The 21981-nt window shown below is 66.9% G+C and carries 11 protein-coding genes; 2 read left to right on the top strand and 9 right to left on the bottom strand.

The features are described from left to right. Positions 1-3 precede the first annotated feature (3 nt). Complete coding sequence (locus NFG58_RS10830) at positions 4-1230, bottom strand: ROK family transcriptional regulator (RefSeq protein ID WP_348826467.1); 1227 nt, start codon at positions 1228-1230, stop codon at positions 4-6. A 568-nt stretch (positions 1231-1798) separates the two neighbouring features. Between NFG58_RS10830 and NFG58_RS10825 the strand changes: the two genes are divergently transcribed. After that, positions 1799-2572, top strand: coding sequence for an SDR family oxidoreductase (locus NFG58_RS10825; protein WP_348826466.1), 774 nt, complete (start codon positions 1799-1801; stop codon positions 2570-2572). A gap of 46 nt (positions 2573-2618) precedes the next feature. Beyond that, positions 2619-4043: a sugar porter family MFS transporter gene (locus NFG58_RS10820; RefSeq protein WP_108133332.1), complete on the top strand. Its 1425-nt coding sequence runs from the start codon at positions 2619-2621 to the stop codon at positions 4041-4043. A 103-nt stretch (positions 4044-4146) separates the two neighbouring features. Here the strand turns inward: NFG58_RS10820 and NFG58_RS10815 are convergent, their stop codons facing one another. The 8 genes from NFG58_RS10815 to NFG58_RS10780 form a co-directional block, all read right to left on the bottom strand. Then, positions 4147-4776 (bottom strand): CDP-alcohol phosphatidyltransferase family protein, encoded by a 630-nt coding sequence (locus NFG58_RS10815; RefSeq protein WP_045994537.1) that lies wholly within the window; start codon positions 4774-4776, stop codon positions 4147-4149. Between the two features lie 104 nt (positions 4777-4880). Continuing rightward, positions 4881-5645, bottom strand: a complete 765-nt coding sequence (locus NFG58_RS10810) for an FCD domain-containing protein (protein ID WP_231498686.1) — start codon at positions 5643-5645, stop codon at positions 4881-4883. Positions 5646-5813: 168 nt separating this feature from the next. Then, complete coding sequence (locus NFG58_RS10805) at positions 5814-8039, bottom strand: HlyD family efflux transporter periplasmic adaptor subunit (RefSeq protein WP_348826465.1); 2226 nt, start codon at positions 8037-8039, stop codon at positions 5814-5816. A 2-nt stretch (positions 8040-8041) separates the two neighbouring features. Continuing rightward, complete coding sequence (locus NFG58_RS10800) at positions 8042-9472, bottom strand: HlyD family efflux transporter periplasmic adaptor subunit (RefSeq protein ID WP_348826464.1); 1431 nt, start codon at positions 9470-9472, stop codon at positions 8042-8044. Continuing rightward, positions 9469-10305 carry an efflux RND transporter periplasmic adaptor subunit gene (locus NFG58_RS10795; protein ID WP_348826463.1) on the bottom strand — a complete coding sequence of 279 codons (837 nt, stop codon included), beginning with the start codon at positions 10303-10305 and terminating at the stop codon, positions 9469-9471. The genes NFG58_RS10800 and NFG58_RS10795 overlap by 4 nt, the downstream gene beginning before the upstream one ends. Beyond that, positions 10295-11890 carry a TolC family protein gene (locus tag NFG58_RS10790; RefSeq protein ID WP_348826462.1) on the bottom strand — a complete coding sequence of 532 codons (1596 nt, stop codon included), beginning with the start codon at positions 11888-11890 and terminating at the stop codon, positions 10295-10297. The genes NFG58_RS10795 and NFG58_RS10790 overlap by 11 nt, the downstream gene beginning before the upstream one ends. A 23-nt stretch (positions 11891-11913) precedes the next feature. Beyond that, positions 11914-16611, bottom strand: a complete 4698-nt coding sequence (locus NFG58_RS10785; protein ID WP_348828128.1) for a VCBS domain-containing protein — start codon at positions 16609-16611, stop codon at positions 11914-11916. Positions 16612-20596: 3985 nt separating this feature from the next. Beyond that, positions 20597-21835, bottom strand: coding sequence for a DUF4347 domain-containing protein (locus NFG58_RS10780; protein ID WP_348826461.1), 1239 nt, complete (start codon positions 21833-21835; stop codon positions 20597-20599). Positions 21836-21981 lie beyond the last annotated feature (146 nt).

Here is a 21981-nt window from a genome sequence, read left to right as displayed (position 1 = left end):
GGGTTATTCGTCAGTGGCGAATTCGTCGTGGCGAGCCAGCAGCTGGCACAGTACCTGGGCGGCAGCGCCGCGGGCGGCGGTCGCCAGGCTGTCGTCGAGGATGCGCACCGGGATCGGCGGCGCCTGTGGCAGCAGATGGTTCTGATGACGAGTGAAGAACGCAAGCGCCGGGTCCAGCAGCGGTGCGCCCAGCTTCACCAGCGAGCCACCGATGACGATGCGCTCGGGATTCAGGGTGAGGTGGAGATTGAGCAGCAGCAGGCCCAGGGCTTCCCCTGCCTGGTTGAGGGTCTCGGCCACCAGGTCGGGGTCGCGGTGATGCTTGATGCCTTCGCTCAAGGAGGCGCCGGCCTCGATACCCAGGGCGTTACGCAGGGCCCAGCCACTGACCAGGGTCTCGGCGCAGCCGTGGTTGCCGCAGTGACACGGCTTGCCCCCCGGCGCCAGGAGTGTGTGGCCGATCTCGCCGGCCAGCCCATGCACGCCGCGAATCACCCGGGGCGGCGTGCCTTGCACTACCAGCCCGCTGCCGATCCCGGTGGCCGCGCTGACGTACAACAGTGACGACGGCGTCGCGGCCTCCTGGCCGCTGGACGGGCTGCAATAGAGCTCGCCAAAGGCCGCTGCCTTGGCCTCGTTGTCCATGCACCAGAATCGTCTCGAAACATCGTCGAGTTCCGGCAGGCGCTGCCTGAGCATCTCGAGCAGCGGGACGTCTCGCCAGCCCAGGTTGGGCGCCAGGCTAAGCCGCGACTGCTCCGGCGACGTCGGCCCCGGCACCGCCAGTCCCACACCGAGCAGTGTCCTGTGTGAAAGCGCCGTCCGGATAAGCTCGCGCACCATGGGCACGATCTGATCCAGGGTATCGTCTGGCCGGGTCGGCACCGCGGCCTGGTGTCGCTGGGCCAGGATCTGGCCATGAAAGTTGATGGCCAGCACGTGCAGTCCATGGACCCCGATCTCGATGCCCAGGATGGCATGGCTGTCGGGATTGAGGGACAGCGCCCGTCCGGGGCGGCCGCTACCCCCACGCAGCAGATCGCCTTCGACCAGCCAGCCCTGGTCCAGCAGCGTCTGTACGGCGGCGCCGACGGTTACCTTGGTCAGGGCGGTGCGCTGGGCAAGCTCGGCACGGGTCAGCCCGGGCTGGCGGCGCAGCCACTCCAGCAGAGAGGCGCGGTTGCGTGACTTGAGCGCACCTAGGTCGCCGGCGGTGGAAGAGGCGGTCATGAACGAAAGTCTCCGACCCTGTCAGGGATGGGGAAGGTCGCGTCGAGTGTATCAAGGCGGGCGACGGGCCGCAGCGCCGGACAGTAGCGCCCGACTGCAGCGCCCGACTGCATCGCCCGACTGCATCTCCCGACTGCATCGCCCAACTGCATCGCGCGACTGCACCTCCCGCTACATCGCGCGGCTGTATCTCCCGCTACATCGCGCGACCAGGGAGCCTGAGTAACTCGGCGCGATGCCAGGTGCCTCCTTTCCGCAGGGAGGCTACTGTTCGACATAAGTGCAATGGCACAAGGCGTCCGACTCGACAAGACTGTGCACTTAGTTAGGACAAATTACTAACGAAATATTAGTAAAGAGAAATAACAAACATCTCTCGTCGAACGAACGGATCTCGCCAGACGAAAGGCTTCGCCAATCGAAAGACTTCGCCGATCGAAAGGCGAAAGAGGTGACGCGCGCCGCCTCCAACAGGCCAAGCCGATACGTCGATGAGCGCAGGCGCTTCCAGGCAAGTCCTGGATGGCTTAGGTACAACCCCTACAACAGCAACGGGAGTCACGCTGACATGACGAAGGAATCTCGAGCGCCGGTGGCGCTTTATCCAGGCCTTGCGGGCAGGCGGGTGGTCATCACCGGTGGCGGCTCGGGAATTGGAGAGGGGCTGGTGGAAGCCTTTGTCGAGCAGGGCGCCGAGGTGCACTTTCTCGACCTCGCCGAGGCGCCATCACAGGCGCTGGTGGCGCGTCTGACCGAGCAGGGTGCCTGCCGCGATCGGCTGCAATTCCATCACTGCGACCTGACCGATCTGGCGCGTCTCGACGAGGTGCTGAGCGCGATCGGTGATGTCGATGTGCTGGTCAACAACGCGGCCAACGACGATCGCCATCGTCTGGCGGACATCACCCCGGCCTATTTCGACGAACGCATCGCCGTGAACCTCCGCCACCTGGTGTTCGCCACCCAGGCGGTGGCGCCGGGCATGGCCAGGCGTGGCGGCGGAGCGGTGATCAACCTCGGCTCGATCAGCTGGCACCTGGGCCAGGCAGGGCTGGCGCTCTACGAGACGGCCAAGGCCGGTATCGAGGGGCTGACCCGGGCGCTGGCCCAGGAACTGGGTGAACAGGGCATCCGGGTCAACTGCGTGATCCCCGGCAACATCAAGACGCCGCGCCAGTCACGCTGGTACAGCGCCGAACAGGAGGCCCAGATCGTCGCCGAGCAGAAGCTCAAGGTGCGCCTCGAGCCTCATCACGTCGCGGCGATGGTGGTGTTTCTCGCTTCCGACGCGGCCAGCGGCTGTACCGCGCACAACCACTGGGTGGACGCCGGCTGGCTGTGACCCAGCCTTTTTTCAACTGCGATATCACAACAACAAGGAGTTCAGCATGCCTATCGTATCCTCAGCGGCGGACGCCGCCTCGCTCAAGCGACAACGCTATGTGTTCGCCATCTGCTGTATCGCCGCCATCGGCGGTTTTCTGTTCGGCTTCGACAGCGGCGTGATCAACGGCACCGTCGATGGTCTGCAGACGGCCTTCGACTCCGACAGCGTCGGCACCGGCTTCAACGTGGCCTCGATGCTGCTGGGTTGCGCCATCGGTGCCTTCTTCGCCGGCCGCCTGGCCGATCGCTACGGCCGTCGTGCGCTGCTGATCGTGTCGGCGGTGTTCTTTCTGGTCAGCGCCTGGGGCTCCGGGGTGGCGACCGGCTCGCTGGAGTTCGTGATCTACCGGGTGCTTGGCGGCATGGCGGTGGGCGCGGCCAGCGTGATGACGCCGGCCTACATCAGCGAGGTGGCGCCGGCCGAGCGGCGCGGACGGCTGGCCACGATCCAGCAGGTGGCGATCATCTCGGGGCTGTTTATCGCCTTCGTCAGCAACTATGTGCTGGCCAAGATCGCCGGCGCCTCCACCGCCAGTCTGTGGTTCGGCTTCGACGCCTGGCGCTGGATGTTCTGGATCGAGATGCTGCCGGCGGCGATCTTTCTGCTGGCACTGCTGGGTATCCCGGAGAGCCCGCGTTTTCTGATCAGCCGCGGACGCGACGACAAGGCGACACGGGTGCTGGTCACCCTGCTCGGCGAGCAGGCGGGGCAGGCCAAGGTCGCCGAGATCAAGGCGTCGCTGAACGCCGACCATGTGCCGAGCCTCAGGGATCTGATCAACGCCACCAGTGGCAAGGTGCACGGCATCGTCTGGGTCGGTATCGGGCTGGCGGTGTTCCAGCAGCTGGTCGGGATCAACGTGGTGTTCTACTACGGTGCGGTGCTGTGGCAGGCGGTGGGCTTCTCCGAGGGTGATGCCCTGCTGATCAACGTGATCAGCGGTGCGGTGTCGATCGGCGCCTGTCTGATCGCCATCGCGCTGATCGATCGGATCGGTCGCAAGCCGCTCTTGTGGGCAGGTTCAGTGGGTATGGCGCTGACCCTGTGCCTGTTGGCCTACGCCTTCTCCACCGCCAGCATGGTCGACGGAAAGCTGGCCTTGGCCGGTGACATGGGGGTGCTGGCGCTGCTGGCGGCCAATGCCTATGTGCTGTTCTTCAATGTGTCCTGGGGGCCGGTGATGTGGGTGATGCTCGGTGAGATGTTCCCCAATCAGGTGCGCGGTTCGGGACTGGCGGTCTCGGGGCTGTTCCAATGGCTGGCCAACTTCGCCATCACCATGACCTTCCCGATCATGCTGGCGGGAATCGGCCTTGCCGGGGCCTATGGTGTCTACGCCTTCTTCGCGGCCTGCTCAGTGGTGTTCGTGATGAAGTGGGTCAAGGAGACCCGTGGACGGGAGCTTGAGCAGATGGCCTACGAGTAACCCATGCGTTCGGGTTGGGCAGCAGGCGGGTTGCCCATGGTGAACGGGGCTGTCGTCCTGCATCTTAGGTGCCACGCCTGCTGATGGTGGGACCCCGGCGAGATCAAGGCGCCGGGGTCTTGTCGTCTCCAGTGGCCTCGGCGATGCCACGCTGGACGCGATGGTACAGCGAGACCAGCATCAGCACCGCCATCAGCCAGAATACCGCTGCGATAAACCAGCCTGCCGCCAGGCCCACCGCCACCACCAGGGCGAGCATGCCGATGACCAGGGCGCGATCGCTCTTGCCCATGGGGCCATCATAGCGACGGGTGGCGCCGACCAGGGGGCCCATGACGCCGGCGTACTCGACGATGATCGCCAGCACCATGGCGATCAGGACGGCGCCGGGGCCCGTCTCGGGCAGCAACGCGAAGGGAACGAACAGGGCGGCGTCCGAGACCACGTCGCAAAGCTCGTTGAGATAGCCGCCCAGGGCCGTCTGCTGGCCGTGTTCACGGGCGAGCATGCCGTCGATGGCGTTGAGCGCCATACGCAGGGGAAGCCACAGTGCGATCAGTACGAACCAGAGCTGCGTCTGCACGTTGAGGCCAACCACTGCCGCCACCAGCAGTGACAGCACGGCGGCCAGCAGGGTGACCTGATTGGCGCTGACGCCACGCTGGTGAAGGCGGCCCACCAAGGGACGCAGCAGGGCTTGAAAACGAGGCTTGAAATCATACACGGAGGCCATGTCAAAGGTCCTTTTTGACGGGCTAGGCGAGGGGGACGGGGCTGGCGGGTGCGTGGGCTGCGCCAGGCCGCCAGCATAGCATGGCGGCTCCCACAGGGCCTTGACTAGCCGGTAGGAGGCAACTCCAGGTCGCTGCCGAGCACCGAGTCGCCGGGCTTGATGCCCAGGGCATCGGCGGTACCGGCGAGCACCGCCTGGGCGGCGCGAAAGGCGTCCTGGGGACGCCGCGTGCGTATCGCCTCCATCAGCTCGCGGTGACGCTCGAGGCTGTCCTCGGGGTCGCTGGCGCTTTCGTTGGAGGTCTCGATCAGCAGGTAGATCGAGGGGCGCAGGATATGCGAGAGCTGGGACCAGACGATATTGCGGGTGGCCTTGAAGATGGCCACATGGAAGGCGATGTCGTGATCGCTGTGCAAGCGCTTGGCGTCGCCCTCGGCGGCGTTCATGGCGCTTTCCATGCCCTCGAAGGCCTCCTCGATGGCGACCAGATCGCGGGCCGTCGCGCGGCGGGCTGCGGTCATCGCCACGTAGGGCTCGACGTCGAGGCGGAAGCTCAGGATCTCGCGCTGGATCTCGGGATTGGGAGCCGCGTAGCGGGTCATCCAGTCGGTGACCGACGGGTCGAGGATGTTCCAGGCCTCGACCTCGCGCACCTTGGAGCCGTGGCCGGAAATGCGTTCGATGATGCCCACGTCCACCAGCTGGCGCAGGTCGCTCCTGACCGCCGAACGGTTCAGCGCAAACTGTTCGGCCAGGTCGACCTCCTTGGGCACGAAGTCGCCGGGGCGATAGCGTCCGCCGAAGATGGCCTCGGCCAGGTAGTCGGCCACGCTGGGGCGTTTGCTGTTGCTGCGAGATGGGACGGCCACTGACTTGCTCCTGGCGAATGCAGTGACGATGCTAGCGAATGTGCAACATAGTGACAATGCGCCTTAGTGACAACGCGGCACAGCGACAACGGGGCATAGCGACAATAGGGCACAGTGGCAGCGCTGATGGGCTCGCGGGCAGGCAAGTCCAGAGCGGGGCGAGCCTCCTTAGAAGCCACTCTCGCGGATCACCACCGAAGCGAGCCAGGTAGTGAACTGGCCGACCAGGCTCTGACGCTCGGCGTCGATGTGCAATTGGCCAGCGGCCTGCCTGCCGCCTGTCCAGGGGCTATCCAGGCGGGCTTCGATCGCGATCAGCGCGCGTTCAAGACGCAACTTGCCGCGCTCCTCCGGGTCCTCGTAGGTGGACAACGGGCCGCCGTGGCGTGCCGCCAGCAGGGGGTGACTCAGGTGCTCGGCGCGGGTGGCACCGATGCTGGTGACGTGTCCGGCCAGTGGTCGGGTGTGCCCTTCCACCAGAAAGCGCACCCGAGCGCCAGGACTCAGGCGGTGGACCTCGTCCTGAGGCACGTAGGCATCGATGACCCAGGTCGAGGGGTCCACCAGTACGCCCAGCGGCTCTCGGGTCGCGACCCATTGCCCCGGCGTCTGTTGTCGATCGAAGCGCTGCCATTCGCCGGCGAAGGGGGCGTTGATGACCAGTCGCTGCTGCTCCCGCCGGGCGGCCTGACGTCCGCTTTCGCTGACGCGGTGTAGCGCCAGGGTAGCGCTGTCGCGATTACGCCCATCGTCGGCGTCGAGCAGCCCCGCCAGTTCGGCCTCCAGCAGGTCGAGCTCGCTTTCCTGGGCCAGCTCGCGACGTCGGATATCCGGCTCGCTCAGCCGCACCAGGGCCGCCTCCCGCTCGACCCGCCCGGAGGCGGCGATGGTCTCCAGACGTGCGGGAAACGGCGAGTACAGGGTCAGCTCGCGCTCGGCGTGGAGCACGCCAGGCCCGCTGACGCGGGTCTGCAGGGGCAGGCAGGCCAGCAACAGCAGTAGGCCGAGGGCCAACAGCCAGGCCAGGCGAAAGCGCCGGGGGACGGCGCGGCGATGGGACCACCAGTGCTGCAATTCTCGGGTGACGGGCATCAGGATGAACCAGGCTATTTCCACGGCGAACAGGACGATGCCCAGCGCCTTGAAGAACAGATGATAGACGGCCAGTGCGATGCCGAGGAACAGCACCAGCCGATACAGCCAGGTGGCGAAGGCGAACAGCACCAGCGAACGTCGCTGATGACGGGGAAAGGGCTCCGGCCAGGCCTCGTCGAGCCCCAGCAGTCGACGGCGCAGCCACACACGGGCCTGGGCGCCGGCGCGCTCGTGCAGGTTGGGGAAGTCGAGCAGATCGGTCAGCACGAAGTAGCCGTCGAAGCGCATGAAGGGACTTGCGTTGATCGCCAGGCTCAGCACCCAGCTGGTGGTGGCCAGGTACAGAAGTGCCGAATTGACGGCGCCCGGCTCGGTCAGCACCCAGCCAAGGGTCGCCAGGCCTGCCAGGCCAAGCTCCACCAGCATGCCCGCCGACGAGATCGCCAGCCGCGATCGGCTGCGCCTGAGTTTCCAGCTCTCGCCGGTGTCGGTGTAGAGCATCGGCCACAGCACGATAAAGGCGACGCCCATATGCGCCACCTTTACCCCCAGCCGGGTCGCCACCAGGGCATGGCCGAGTTCGTGGCAGGCCTTGGCCACCACCAGCGCACAGGCGAAACTGAGTATGCCCGACAGCGAGAAGGCGTCCATCACCGCGTGGGTAAAGTGGTCCCAGCGGCGCACCACCAGCACCAGCCCGAGCAGTCCGAGCAACAGCACCGCCGTGACCATGCCACGGCTGAACAGCCAGGGCAGGGCGCGCACCACGGCGCCAAGAAAGCGCTGCGGGCGCACCAGCGGCAGGCGAAAGAACAGATAGTGATGCAGCCACCAGGACAGCTTGCGCCAGGCGGCGCCTGTGGCGGCCTCGCGGGCCATGCGGTCGGTAGCGTCGGGCCCGGCCCGCAAGAGACGGTGATGCTCGAGAAAGTCCACTAGTTCGAGCACCTGCTCGAGCGACGGCTGCATCGGCGTCTGGGCGGCGATCTCGTCGCGAATCCGCGCGGGACTCGCCCCCCAGCGCGCCAGACACTCGAACTCGAGCCAGCCGATCCGGTAGAAGCGATTGGTCACCGGGTCCTGGATCGACCACTGGGGCTCGCCGTGGCGATCACGGCCCGCATCCACCAGCACCAGGTCCTCGCGCAGCGGTGGCGGCGAACGATCCGAGCGTTCATCGACGCCGGCGGTGTGATGGGCCATCGTCGCGGTAAAGGGGCTGGCGTTGGCTTCCGTGGGGGAGGCAGCCGCGCTATGGGAAGCCCCCGGGCCATGGCTTGCGGGTGTCGCTGAGGCCATGGCTACCACCCCGTCCAGGCGCGCAGGGCCGACAGCGGCCGGCGCAGCAGGTAGTAGCCGAGACTGACCTCTTCGCCGTAGACCTTGGCGGTGCCGTGCAGCCCCAGGCGTACCTTGTTCGCTGTCGAGTCGGCCTGGGTATCGGTCCCCTGGTCGAGGCTCTGTCCGGCGCTGTCTTTCACCTCGGTCGGCGCAAGCTCGGCCAGCAGGCGATAGGCGGCGACGCCATCTGCGTCGGTCGAGGCTTCGTAGCTGGTCTGGGTGAGTTGCGCGCCGATCGGTTCCAGCGGCCGGGCGCTGAGGAACACCTTGACCTCGGCCCCCGCTGCCAGGGTGATGGCGTCGGCGGCGGCCAGCTGGATCTCCACCGCCGGCTGATCGGGGTCGGCCAGGCGCAGGATGCGCTCGCCGGTGGCGACGGGGCGTCCTTCCCAGTCGTCGGGGTCGCTGTAGACCGCGACTCCCGCCGTCGGAGCCGTCACCAGGGTGCGTTCGAGCCTGGCCTCCAGTGCCTCCAGTTCGGCCAGGCGCTGTGCCTGCTGGCGCCTCAGGCGACTTATGTCGGCGAGCCGTGAGCGGTCGTCGAAGGCCAGGTTGCCGGCGGCGTCGAGCTCGGCGCTGGCCACCTCGAGCTGACGCCTGAGTACCTCGGCGCGGCCTTCGAGTTCGCTACGGTCCAGGCGAAACAGGGGGGTGCCGGCCTCGACGCGTGAGTTGGGCTCTACCAGCATCTCGGCCACCACACCGTCCAGCGGGCTGGTGATGGCGGCGCTGTCCAGCGACACGATCTCGGCCGGGGCCAGGGCCGACTGGCGCACCGGCAGGAACATCGCGGCGATCACTGCAACCAATAACAGCCAGCCGAGCCGACGACGCGGTAGCTGCCAGGCGCGTCGGCGTGGCGCCAGGGCCTGCCAGCAGTAGCGCCAGGTGGCGGCCAGGCCACCGAGCTGCTGGCGCAGCGCCTGGGGCGGCGGCTGCTCGAGCAGAAACAGCGCCCAGGCATGGTCGGTGGTCGACTTTCGGTCGGCGTCGGCACCGCCGGGACCCAGCGGCACCAGCCACAGCACCTCTGGCCACCACTGGGCCCAGCCTTCGGATAGGTCGTCGGGGAGTTCAAGTTGATCGCGCAGCAGCAGCCTGGGGCCATCGACGTCGTGTTGATCGAGCAGCCAGGCGCCGAGCCTTTCCACCCAGTTGACGAAGGGGGTGCGCTCGGTGGGCGTGGCCAGCCCCGAGACACAGCGCAGCCTGACCGCGCCTCGGGCGCGGCCCTCCACCACCAGTGCCTGACGAAAGCGCAGCAGCGGATAGGGGTCGTTGGCGATGGAGAAGGCCAGGGTGGTGCGCGAGTCGGCGTCCAGCGCGCGATCTCGCAGGGCCAGGCTCAATGACGCCAGCGACGCCGGGCGTGGGTGTTCGCTGGCGCTCATGGCGTGCCTTCGTCGCTGTCCTCTGTGGTGGGCGATTCGGCCACCAGGGTGGCACGCCCGGTCATGCCCGGCATCAGCTCGTCATGGGCCTGGTCGAGGCGTGCCTCGAGCTCGACGGTCTGGGCCACCGCATCGATGCGGGCACTCACCGCGCTGAGCGTGGCGGGGTAGCGCTTGCCGGTCTCGCTGACGTCAAGACTGAGTGGCTGGCCTTCGCCGAGCTCGGCCAGGTGCGCCGAGGGCGCATTGAGCCTGACCTTGAGAGGGCCATCACCGACCAGATCGACGATCGGCGTACCGGCGGCCATGGTCTGAAAGGGCTTGACATGTACCGCGGCGATGCGCCCGGTGAAGGGCGCCTTCAAGGTACAGCGATCACTCTGGACGGCGGCAAGGTTCAAGGCGCTCTGGGCCTTGTCGACCTCCGCGCGGGCCAGCGCCACCTCGAGATCGCCCACCGCGTCCAGGCGGCGCAGGCGGTCCTTGGCCTGGCTGTTGAGCCGGGCCACGCCGAGTTCGGTATTGGCCACGTTGACCCGGGCCTGTTCGATTCGACAGTCGAAGCGGGCAAGCACATCGCCCTCGGCCACCGTAGCACCCAGCGACACGGCCAGCTCGTCCAGGGTGCCTTCCATGCGGCTCGACAGGGTCGCCTCCTGCTGGGGGGCCAGCAGGGCGCGCATGGTCAGCTCGCTTCGGTTCTCCTGTATCGGCTGCTGGGTCGATTGAGGTGCCGACTGCTGGGCCGATGCCAGCGCCGACAGCCCGAGCAGGGGCAGTGCGAGGCCGAGGAACATCCCGGCCGAGCGCGGGCGAAGGCGACTAGACGGCATCGGTGCCCCCCTCATCGGCGCCTGTCCCCGGCTGCGGGCGACGCGGCTCCAGGGTGGGCCCGCCGGCTGGCGCCGGTGGCTGGCCCGGGTGAGGCGCAATGATGCCCTGGCGCTCGTGGGTGGTCATGATCCGTTCGATCTCGCTGGCCAGGGTCTGTACATCGTGCTGGGCGACGGTCTCGGGCAGCACGTCCAGGCCCACCGAGTTGAACAACCGGCCCCAGGCGGCCTGGGCGCGGGAGTAGGCCGCCTCGCGCTGGTACTGGGACAGCAGGTAGCGGCTCTCGGCGCGAATCACCTCAAGCTCCGAGCCGATGGAAGAGGAGGCCGCGGCCTTGGCGTAGGCCAGCAGGTCCTCGTCCACCTCGAGGCTCTCGTCGCTGTACTCGAGCTCCTCGCGGGCCAGGTGGTAGCGCAGGGCGCCCACCCGAACCTGGGTCAGTACCGCCATGGACAGCGCGGTACGGCGCAGGTCGTCGGCATCACCCTGGGTGTCCTGGGCTTCGTTCAGATCGGGATAGGACAACAGCTTCAACAGGTTCAAGGACACATTGACGCCGGTCTCGGTCCAGTCGTTGTTGTACAGGTAGTCGTTGGAGTCGTACTCGATGCCCGCGCTGACCGTGACGTTGGGCCACAGCCTGAGCTTGGCGGCTTCCAGGTCGTTCTGGTTGACCCGCTTGCGGTACCACTCCTCCATGATCTCCGGGCGGTGCTGCAGCGCCAGCTGTTCCAGGCGCTCGATATCGCTGACGTCCGGGGGAAGATCCGGTTCCGGTTCGTCGGCCAGGATCAGGCGGGTACCGGGGGGCAGCGACATCAGTGCGGCCAGTTCGGTCTTGGCCAGCTCCAGATCCTGGCGGCGCGCGGTCAGCAGGGTGGTGGAGTCGAGCAGGGCGCGCTGGTAGGCCAGCACCTCCTGTCGTGGCAGCAATCCCTGGCGCTGGGCCTCACGGGCGGCGTCCAGCGCTACCTCGGTGCGCGCCAGCAGCACATTGAGACGAGGAATCAGGCGTTGGGCGGCCAGCGCCCGCCAGTAGGCGTTGCGCACGTCGCGCAGCACGTTCTGGGCGACCTTGCGCCGACGTTCCTCGGCCATCAGCATCTGGTCGGCCTTCTGCTGGTTCTCGTAGTAGGCCAGGCCGAAGTCGAGCAGGCTCCAGGACAGGCCAAGGCCCGCGGTGGAACGGTAGCGCTGCTCCGAAGTGGAGGGCCGCAGGCTTTCCTCGCCGTCCTCGATACCGATGGAGGTGCCGCCGGAGTCGTTGCTGCGATCGCTGTAGCCGGCGTCGGCGACGATGCGTGGCAGCAGTTCATGGCGCGAGACGTCACGCAGGTTCGAGGCCAGGGCGCTTTCCATCAGCTTCAGGCGATAGTCGAGGTTGTACTTGAGTGCCCGGGCGGCGGCCTCGTAGAAGGTGACCGGCTGATTGAGCGGCTCCTGCAGGCGATACATCTGGGCCTGGTCGCTGATCGCCCGCTGACGGATCTCGGTGGCGTCGAAGGGCTGGGGCTCGAGGCTGGAGCAGGCACTCAGGGTCAGGCCGGCGGTGACCGCCAGCGTGGTGAGCGGTAGTCGATGCATGCGGTGTCCTTGTCGTTCGAATCTCACAGGTCGTGCTCCCCTCGCAGCGGCGCGGTGGAGCCGGCCATGGCCGTCAGTTGTGCGCGGAAGCCCGAGGCCACCCGCGGAGAAGCGCCGGAGGTCTCATCTGGCCCGCGCCAGCCGTCCTGGGCCAGCGCTGCCGACGCGAGGCGATCGCCCTGGTCACCATCGGCGATCCATTCGGCCCCCGGCGGCAGCTCAGGCCGGCCGTCATCTGCCGCGTTGCGGTTCGGCGCCTCGGCCGAGCCAGGTTGAGCGTCGCTCGGCGTCGAGCTTCGCGTCGGAATCGTCGGTTCGCTGTCGGCACCAGAGGCGTTGTTCAGCAATTGTTCACGGGTGGGAGCGTAGACGGAGGGATCGGCCAGCAGGCCATCCGCCGTCAGATCGGTGCGGCCGTGGCGGCCCAGCAGCAGCAATTGATCCTGCTCGGCATATAGGCGACTCAAGGCTACGCCGCGCAGCACGTACTGGCCTGGCACCTCCCCCAGGCCGTTGGCCAGCGACGGGATCTGCGTCTCCAGCGGCCTGACCAGCCAGGGCTGGGCGCCGTGGGACAGGCGCAGGTAGTCGAAGACCTGACGGCTGTTGCGCTCGACTTCCGGGGTGACGTAGACCACCGGGTCGACATCGCCGAGGGTGGCGCGCGACTGGCGCCCATCGTCCGGGCGCAGGAAATGGGGCCCGGCGCCATCCCTGATCGGAATATAGGGTGCGGCGATATCCAGGGTCAGGGTCAGGGTGGCGGTGTCGCTGGCGCCGGCCTGGTCGGTCAGGGTGTAGACGAAGACCTCCTGCAACAGCGGACCCAGGCCGCTGGCGCGCAGCACCTCGCTGTTGGTGCGGTCGATAAAGTAGCGGTAGCTGCCGTCCGCCTCGATGATCAGGGTGCCGTAGCGGCCCGCCAGGCGCTCGCCGGGCGCCGCGGTGACGCCATCCTGGGTCACCAGGGTGACACTCTGGGTCTCGCCGTAGCGCTCGGCGTCGACGTCTGTGTCGTTGGGCAGCACATTGCCGGTGGCGTCGGGGCGGCTCGCGCCTCCGCCGATGTCCACGGCGTCGCCGCTGTCGTCGCGGGCCGTCGGTGCGTCGTTACGCCCATCGATGGTGATCGTCAGGTTGGCACTGGCGGGACCGCCCCAGCGATCTTCCAGTGCATAGGTGAAGACGTCGACCAGGGTCTGACCGCTTTGACGCAACGCCTGGACCTCCGGGTTGTCGTCATCGACCTGGTAGCGGTAGCTGCCGTCGGCCTCCATCACCAGGCTGCCGTAGCGGCCCACAAGCGCGTTGCCGAGGGTGCCTTCGGTGCCAGCGCTGGGGTCATCGCCGGTGCGAACGCCGGTCACTGTCAGATTGGGGCCGAGCAGGTTGACGCCGAGGTTGATGTCTCCATCGACGTCGCTGTCGTTGTCGAGCACATTGCCCACGGCGTCCGCCCCGGGCGTGGCGTTGTCCCGGCCGCCGGCCTCCACCGCCAGGCCACCGTCGGCGCCGGGCAGCGGCGCCTGGTTCTGGCCGCGCACGAACACCGTCAGTTCGGCCAGGTCCACCAGTCCCGCCAGATCACGGGCCTCGTAGGTGAAGACGTCGCGGCGGAACTCCAGCGGGCCAAGCCCGAGGATCTCGGCGTTGGTCTGGTCGACCGCGTAGCTGTAACTGCCGTCGGTGGCAAGCGACAGGGTGCCGTACTGGCCTGTCAGGGTTATCGTGCCGGCGCTGGGGGTGGACAGGGCCCCGCCTGCGGCCTCGGTGCCGGGGCGGGCACCACTCGCGGCCAGTTGGTCACCGGCGTCGATATCACTGTCGTTGTCGAGCACATTGCCGCTGGGATCACGGCCGGTGCCCTGATCGCTGTCGGCCACCGCCAGGGCGATGTTGTCGGCGGCCACCGGGGCGTCGTCGCGTCCCTGAATGGTCACGGTCAGGCGCGCCGTGGTACTGACGCCCAGGGGATCGACGCTGCGGTAGACGAAGACCTCGGTGAGGGTATCGTTGGCGGTTCTTAGGGCCTCCACCGTCGGATTGCTGTTATCGACCACGTAGGAAAAGCTGCCGTCGGTGTTAAGGGTCAGGGTGCCGTAGCGTCCGGCCAGCGGTTGGCCGGCGGCCACCGTGGTAGCGTTGAAGCGGACCTGATCGACACTCAATGGCTGTCCATCCACGTCGTTGTCGTTGGTCAGGACATTGCCGGTAGGGTCGACGCCTGGGGTGGCGTTGGCGGTGCCCCCGGCCTCCACCGCGATGGCATTGTCGGCCACCGAGATCGGCGGATCGTTGGCGCCGGTGACGGTGACCACCAGCTCGGCCAGGTCTGGATTGCCGGCACTGTCGATCAGCCGGTAGGTGAATATCTCGCTCAGGGTGGCGCCTGCCGCCAGGGCCTGTACGGCGGCGTTGTCGCCGTCGACCACGTAGCGGTAGCTGCCGTCGGCGTTTACCGTGAGGCGCCCGTACTGACCATCGACGCTGGCGCTGATACCGCCGAGGCTAGTCATGGCGCCGCCGGCCGCCACGCTGCCGGGGCGAATGGCGCCGATGGAGAGTGCGCCCTGGTCGATCGCATCGACGTCAACGTCGACGCCATCGCCGTCGTTATCGCCGATCAGATTGCCGGTGCCGTCCACCGCTGGCGTGGCACCGTCGGTGGACGGTGCCTGGGCGCTGGTGGTGTTGTCGGTGGCGACGGGGTTGTCCTGGGCACCTTCGATGGTGATGGTCAGCACCGCGATGTCATCGAGTCCCAGGGCGTCGGTGATCCGGTAGCTGAAGGTCTCGCTCAGGGTCTCGCCTGCCGCCAGGGCCTCGACCGCCGCGGTATCGTCCTCGACGACGTAGCGGTAGTTGCCATCGGGGGTGATGGTCAGGATGCCGTAGCTGCCGAACACGTCGGTGGCGCCACTTACGTCGGTAAAGACGCCGAGAGGCTCATCGCCAACGCGGATCCCGGACACCGCCTTGCTCTCGCCGTTGAGGTCGACGTCGGTGTCGTTGCTCAGCACATTGCCGCTGGCGTCCTGGCCGGCGGTGGCGTTGTTGATGCCGCCTTTCTCGATGGCCACGCCGCTGTCGTCGACGCCCACCGGGGCGTCGTTGGCGCCTTGGATGGTGATGGTGATGGTGGCCTGGGAGGTGACGCCCGCGCGATCACTGATTTCATAGACGAAGGACTCGGGCAGTGTATTACCGCTCAGCCTCAGGGCCTCTACGGCGGGGTTGTCGTTGTCGAGCTGGTACTCCGCCGAGCCGCTCGAGGAGATCACCAGGGTGCCGTAGGTGCCGACGATAAGGGTAGGTGAGGCGGGGTCGCTGTTGACCGCCTGCAGTGAGCCCGCAGTGGTGCCCGCCCGGACCACCGTCAGCACGTCGGGGTCGGCGTCATTGAGGTCGGCGTCGGTATCATTGAGGATGACCAGGCCGTTGGGATCGATACCGCCGAGATTGAAGCGTCCCCCGGCCTCCACGGCGATGGCGTTGTCGTTGGTCGCGATGGGGTCGTCGTTGACCGCGATCACTTCGATGGCCAGGGTATCGCGGTCGGTCAGGGCGTCGGCGCTCTCGCCGGGGGTGCCGTCGCCGGTGTCCGGGTGGTCGCCGAAGTTACCGTTGTCGCTGGTGACGATGGTCAGGGTATCGTTGCCGTTGAAGTTGGCGTTGCCGGTATAGGTCAGGGTGGCGAGGGCAGCATTGATCTGGGTGACGCTGCCGGTGAGGATCAGCTCGCTGGTGCCACTGCCTGACACACTGGCGCCACCGGCGCTGGAAGCGTTCAGGGTGCCGTTGTTCACACTCAACGTCGTGGTCAGGTTCTGGGCCCCGCTGGTACCGGGTGTCAGGGCGTCGGGATCGGCAATCGAGATGCCGGAGATGGCAAATTCGGTGTCTTCGTTGCCGGAGGCCGGCGAGGCCGGCAAGGCGTGGACCGGGGCGTCGTTGAGTTCGACATAGCCGATATTGGCGTCGAAGGTGGTGGCACCGTCGACGGCGCCGGTGATCAACGACAGGCTGCCGTCGCCGAAGGTGCCGCCATCTGAGTCGAGGCGCGCCTTCAGCTCGCCAGAGGTGGCGTCGGTGAGGCTTTCGCTGGCCGAGATCCGATAGCTGCCCTTGGCCAGCACACCGAAGGAGTAGTTGCCGTTTGCGTCGGTGAGCGTGGTGTAGCTGACGTCGTCGGCGTTGCCGAAGGTATCATCGCTGCCTGCCCAGGTCAGGGTCACACTGACGCCGGCCAGGCCATCGCCATCGGGTGCGGTGCTGGCGTCGGCGGAAAGGGTGTCATTCCACAGCGTGCCTTCGACAAGTCCGAGACTCGCCCCGGCGGTCAACACATAGTCATTGAGCCCGCCGCTGCCGTCGGCATCGGTACGCTCGCCGGTTGCCGTGCCGTCGGCGCCGACATCGCTGCCACCAAAACCATCGAAGCTGCCGTCGTCGGGCAGGCTGGACCAGGCAAGACGGGCCTCGGCGGCGGTGGCCGCCACTACCGCATCGTTGGGTACCTCGAGGCGATAGGACACGCTGACCTCGCTGCCCGGCTCGAGCTGTGCAAAGGTGAGCTCGATTCCCGAGGCGGTGGCGCTGGCCGTGACTCCTGCCGGCAGGCCGCCCAGGCTGTAGCTCTGGCCATCGATGACCACACTGTCGATGACATAACCGCTGCCCGAGGGAAAGGCGTCGGTCAGCTTGACGTCATAGGCGGGCATGCCGCCGTTCTGGGTAAAGGCAACGGTGACGCTGGCGGTACCGGTGGTGTCATCCGGGGCGGGATCGAAGGCCACCACCGTCTTGGTCATGTCGGTGAAGGACGGCTCGACGATACGTTCGATCAGGGTGGCGCTCTCGCCCCGGACCGTGTCGGCCCCGCCTCCGCTCGCGTCAATCAGTTCCCTTGCCACCACCGCGAGCTGGTCGCCTGACTGATTGCCCGACACATTGTCGACGCGCACGTTGAAGTCGATGGAGATGCCTTCGCGATTGGCGTCGGCGGTTTCGCTGTTTTCGAGCCGGCGGAAGTCAAAGGTGAGCACCTGCTTGCCGCCAACGGTCGTGATGGTCAGGATGCCGGCAGCGTGCAGCTGTATTGCCGTGGGTGACACCGCCTGGCCAAGGGTCAGTGCCTGGGCCAGGGCGCTGGTCTCGTCGCCGGCCTCGTTGAAGTCATCACCGATGCCCCGAATGTCGAGTGCCGAACTCGACAGCCCCCCGGCGTCGGAGATCAGTGCCAGGTTGATGCGGTTATCGCCAAAGTCGACAAAGGACAGGCCCGAATCCAGGGTAACCTCAAGCTTGTAGGACTGGTTGTCGCCGTCGGGGGCCAGGGCTACCACCCTATAACGGATGATCTCGCCCACCGCCACGTCGTTGCTGGCGGCCTGGCTGTCGCTGGCGTCGCCGGTGCTGGCAAGGCCACCGATGCGTGAAATATCCAGATAGCTCGCCACCGGTATCGCCAGGGTATCGCTGGTCCGGTAGTCATTGAGGACATTGACGCCAGGCTCGCCGTCGGCGCCGGTGCGCTCGACCACTGGGCTTGCCGGGTCGCCGTCGAGGCTGGTCCACTGCACGCTGGTCGAATTGTCCAGCGTCACCTGGTTGGGGGCATTGGCCGATACCGTCCCCTCGATGGTCAGGGTGACGACGTCTCCGTCCGCCAGGTCGAGATCGAATCCACTCTTGACGCTGACTTGATAGCCGTCGGTGGCGTTGCCAGTGATCTCGAAGGGATTGTCGGCGCCGCTGACGTTAATGACGGAGCCATTGGTCGTCACTTGGCTGATGGTGGGCGACACCAGTTCGGGCGAGATGTCGCCGTTGACGTCCAGATCGAAGGCATCGACTCCCGAGGTATTGGACAAGGTGATGGTGTAGCTGACGGGGTCATCGGCATCGACGCCAAGGCCCGGATCGGAAGGAGTGGTCAGCGCCTGTTCGATGGTGACCGTGGGTTCCACCAGGGTGGTGGTCGGGCCCGTACCGGGCTGACTGACGTCGCGATCCACGGCGGTGCTGCCGTTGACCTCATCACCGTCGACGTCCTGGTAGGTGAGGCTGGCCTTGTGTTCGTGCTCGGTACTTTGCTGGTTGTCGAGGGTATTGCTGGCGATCAGGCGTACCCGCAGCACGAAGGTGTTGTTGCCGGTGTCGTTGTCGCCGGTGGCGCTGGCGGCGCTGAAGGTGTACTGGGCATCGACGCCGTCAGCGCCCAGGGTGCCGCCGCTGCCGGCAAGCGCGCTGACGGAGACGCTGCCGGCGAAGTCTGCGCTCAGGTTGTCGCTGTCGGCGGCCAGGGTGATCAGTTCATAACCCGAGCCATTGAAGCTGGTATCCAGCGCCATGCCCGGCGGTATCAGGTCATTGATCACGAGGCTCTGGGTAGTGCCTTCCGGCAGGGTCACCACGATGTCGTAGAGCATCGACTCGCCGACCACCAGGTCGGCGCCGTCGGTGTGGCTGGCGCTTGAGTCGTCGTCAGTGGCGGCGCCGCCGTCCGCGAAGGTGGTGGTGATGGTTGGCGCCGCCACCTGCTGGGTGGCGTCGTCATCGAGATCCGTCGGGGTAAAGTCGCTGCCACCGTCGACGCTGGCGTAGTTGGTGAGCGTTGCCGTGGTGCCGAGGGTGCGACTGGCACTGACCGCCGCGGCCACGGTCACGTCGTAGGTGATGACGATGATGTTGGTGCCGGCGGCGTCGCTGGCGCTGCCATCCCGCCCGGCCTGCAGGGTGGCCTGGCCGCTGTCGTCGAGCAGGGTGATGGTGTTGCCACTGACGCTGTAGTCGGTGCCCTCGATCAGCACGCTGCCGTCACCGAGCGTCAGGGTCAGGTTGGCATCGCCCAGGCTGCCACCGACAAAGGCCAGGTCCGTGGGCAGCGCGATCTCGGTCGTCACGTCGAAGGCACCACCGCCGCCGGTGTTCTCGAGCAGCGTGGCCAGGCGCAGTGTGTCGCCGGCGTCGATGTCGGTGACGTCGCCGTCCACCGCCGCCGGGTCGGTAATGCTGCCGGTGAAGGGCGCACCCGCCGTGCCGGGCGCATTCCAGCTGCCGCTGGTGCCGCTGACGCTGCCGTTGGTCGAGGACACCACCCCATGGGTGATGGTGACGACCGGCTCGGCCACCGACTGCACCTTGACCACGTCCTGGGTCACCAGTTCTGTCTTGTCGAGAGTGGTGGTCTGGCGCGATTCGGCCAGCACATCCAGCGAGCGGCCATCGGCGAAGGGCTGATCCCCCACCGTCATGGTAAAGCTCAGGGCGATGGTGCTGGCCTCTGTCGTGGTCAGGTCTGCCAGGGTAAAGACGATGGCGTTGCCGGGACCGCTCGCTACGCTGGTGATATCGCCCGCCCAGCTGTTGTCCGCTGCCAGGGACCACTGGCCGGGGCCAGTCCCTTCTGTCCAGCCGATGCCCGAGGTGTCGAGCAGCGGCAGCGGCAGGTAGGCGATCAACTGGAAGTTTTCGTGGTCGCCGGTGACCAGCTCGTAGCGCAGGGTGAAGGTCACCTGGTCGCCGGGGGCCAGTTCGCTGACGCCTCCTTCGATGGCGATGTCCACCTGGCCGGTGGGCACCGTCAGCGCTGTGCTGGAGTCGTCGGTCTCGCTCTCGCCGGTCAGGTTGTTCGGGTTGAGCAGCAGGGTGGCATCGACCTCGGCGGCATTGCCCAGGCTGTCGCCTTCGTTGATGGCAGGGTGGTCGGTCACGTTCGCGTAGGCGTCATCGATGACCGCGCGATAGCTGATCAGCGCACGGGTGGCGCCGGCGTCGATCACCCCATCGAAGGCGGCGTCGCCGGCGAGCCAGGCCTGGTCATCCAGGGCGTTCTCGATCGACTGGGCGATATCGAAGACAAGGGTGGTGGTGCCATCGGCATTGACGCTGGTGGTGACCACCAGATCGATGGTGGTGGCGTCATTACCGCTGTAGAGGATCAGCGTCGGGGTACCCGTGAGGGTCTGGCCATTGCCGAGGGTATCGGTGACGACAAACTGACCGTCGAGCTGAGTGTCCTCGCCGAAGGCGAAGTAGTCCGACAGTGCCATCTCCAGCTGGTATTCCAGGGTATCACCCGGGGTCAGGTCGCTGGTGCCGGTATCGATGGCAAGGGTGGCGGTCTTTTCCAGGGTGATCGACTTGGCAACGAAGCTCAGCGCATCGCCGGTCCCCTCGAAACTGACCTTGCCGTCGGGGTCGTCGGGATTGCGGTCGCGATCGTCCAGCGGCAGCCAGACGCCGCTGCCGGTCGGCGCGCCAAAGGTGATCGTCTTGTCGTTGCCGGTCACCGGGTCGAGGACAGGGTCGCCGTTGGCATCGGTCTCCGGCACATAGAAGTCTACCCGGCTGGACTGGGCCTCGGTGAGGTTGGCGTAGGTCACCGTGTAGGAGGTGATAAATTCGTCGCCGTCGATCAAGTCCTGGATCTCCGAGGCGTCGGTGTAGGTGCCACCGCTGGCCAGGGTGATGGAGGTCAGGGTGCCGTTGCCGGGATCGATGGCGGTGACCTGAACGTTGGTCGGCACCGGCTGGGTGATGACCACGTCGGTCAGGGTCTGGGCGGTGGCCCCGGCGCCTGCCGGGCGCACCGTGGTGACCAGGCTGTGGGGGTAGTTCTCGCCGGTGGTGGTGTCGCCCTCGCTCATGTCGAGGCTCTGCTCCACCGCGATGACCGTGGGGGTGATGGTGAAGGCGACCGCACTACCGATCAGGCTGGGGTCCTGTTCCGGGTTGGACAGGGCGTCGTTGCCAAGCTCGAAGCCGGCCATGGCCTGGATGACCAGGTTCGGACTGCCGTTGGTCTGGGAGGTATCGGCCAGTTCGCTCAGCTCGCCGGTAAAGGTAACGTCGATGCTTGGCTGGTCGCTGGTCAGGCTGGCAAAGGGTAGTGCCGCCACCACCAGGGTGTCGCCGGCCTGGGCCCCATAGGCCGAGGCCAGCACGGTGATCGGGTCGCCATTGGCGTCCTTTGCCAGGGGGTGCACCGCCTCGCCGTTGGCGTCGAAGGTCACCTGGTAGAGGTCGAGTTGCCCCCCCCAGGTAGCTTGCCGAGGTGATGATGACGCCATCGTCGACCTCGGCGCCGGCGCCGTCCTTGCCGGTGGCGGGCACGATCAGCTGGACAAAGGGGGCGTAGCCCTCCTGGGCAGTGGAAGCATTGGACACGCTGACGGTGAACTGAAATTCCTCACCCAGCGGCACCTCTGTTGCAGATTCGCCGAGCGACGCCATGGGCTCGGCGTCGGCCAGCAGGCCATCCAAGGGTGCCAGGGCGGCGAGTGCCACGCCACGGTCGTCAGCCATTTGCCCCTGTTGACGCTCCAGTTCCCAGTCGCCGCCCAGGCCACTGTGGCCGGTATCATCGGTGGAGGCGCCCACGTCCATGCCGGTGGCGCTGGCGAGACCTTCCACCAGTTCGAGCCCAGCGTCGGTGGCGCCGATGCGACAGCCGTAGAGCAGCAGGTCGGCGTCGGCCGTCAGTGCCTCGCGCCACTGGCCGAGGCTCGCCGTCAGGCTCGTGAGAGTGTCGTTGCCGACCCGGGTATCGCCGAGCTGAAACTGTCCTGAGGCGCCGTGGCTGAAGATCTCCACGCTCTCGACCTGGTCCATGCCGGCCAGGGCTGCGGTGATGGCCTCGATACCGTTTTCGTCGGCGTCCACCTCGAGCAGTTCGGCGTCGTCGGCAAGACCCTCGCGGATCGTCTGGCGCTGGGCGTCGGAGAGGCGGGCGTCCACCACCACCAGGTGGCGAGCGGGAGCCCCGGCGCCAGCGGGGCTGTCAGCCTGGGTGGCCGGTGCCTGGCCGTCGCCGTCTGTCGGCTGGTGCTGGTTGGGTTTCCCACCGTCGCCATCGCTGGCGGGGTCGGGGGTGGCCGCCATGGCGCCATCGAACAGCAGGCGTGGCTCCAGCGCGATCAGCCGTGAACGAGTTCCCTTCATACCGACTCCTGCCTTTCCTTGTTGTCACTGTATCGATGGCAGATGACGCTTTTAATGCCATTTCTGCACAATACCCTAAACATAGACGCTGAATCTCTTTCTGTGCCGGAAAATTGGGGGGGCAAATGCTCAAGTCAAAACGTCGG

Source organism: Halomonas sp. RT37 (assembly GCF_040070525.1).
In the GTDB taxonomy this organism is placed as follows: domain Bacteria; phylum Pseudomonadota; class Gammaproteobacteria; order Pseudomonadales; family Halomonadaceae; genus Halomonas; species Halomonas litopenaei.
Note: the sequence above shows the minus strand (reverse complement) of the source record. Positions and strands in the feature narration are given on the sequence as shown.

Excerpts from the sequence above, each read along its gene's own strand:
- NFG58_RS10830 (WP_348826467.1), bottom strand. The coding sequence starts at position 1,230 with ATGACCGCCTCTTCCACCGCCGGCGACCTAGGTGCGCTCAAGTCACGC.
- NFG58_RS10825 (WP_348826466.1), top strand. The coding sequence starts at position 1,799 with ATGACGAAGGAATCTCGAGCGCCGGTGGCGCTTTATCCAGGCCTTGCG.
- NFG58_RS10820 (WP_108133332.1), top strand. The coding sequence starts at position 2,619 with ATGCCTATCGTATCCTCAGCGGCGGACGCCGCCTCGCTCAAGCGACAA.
- NFG58_RS10815 (WP_045994537.1), bottom strand. The coding sequence starts at position 4,776 with ATGGCCTCCGTGTATGATTTCAAGCCTCGTTTTCAAGCCCTGCTGCGT.
- NFG58_RS10805 (WP_348826465.1), bottom strand. The coding sequence starts at position 8,039 with ATGGCCTCAGCGACACCCGCAAGCCATGGCCCGGGGGCTTCCCATAGC.
- NFG58_RS10800 (WP_348826464.1), bottom strand. The coding sequence starts at position 9,472 with ATGAGCGCCAGCGAACACCCACGCCCGGCGTCGCTGGCGTCATTGAGC.
- NFG58_RS10795 (WP_348826463.1), bottom strand. The coding sequence starts at position 10,305 with ATGCCGTCTAGTCGCCTTCGCCCGCGCTCGGCCGGGATGTTCCTCGGC.
- NFG58_RS10790 (WP_348826462.1), bottom strand. The coding sequence starts at position 11,890 with ATGCATCGACTACCGCTCACCACGCTGGCGGTCACCGCCGGCCTGACC.
- NFG58_RS10785 (WP_348828128.1), bottom strand. The coding sequence starts at position 16,611 with ATGCCCGCCTATGACGTCAAGCTGACCGACGCCTTTCCCTCGGGCAGC.
- NFG58_RS10780 (WP_348826461.1), bottom strand. The coding sequence starts at position 21,835 with ATGAAGGGAACTCGTTCACGGCTGATCGCGCTGGAGCCACGCCTGCTG.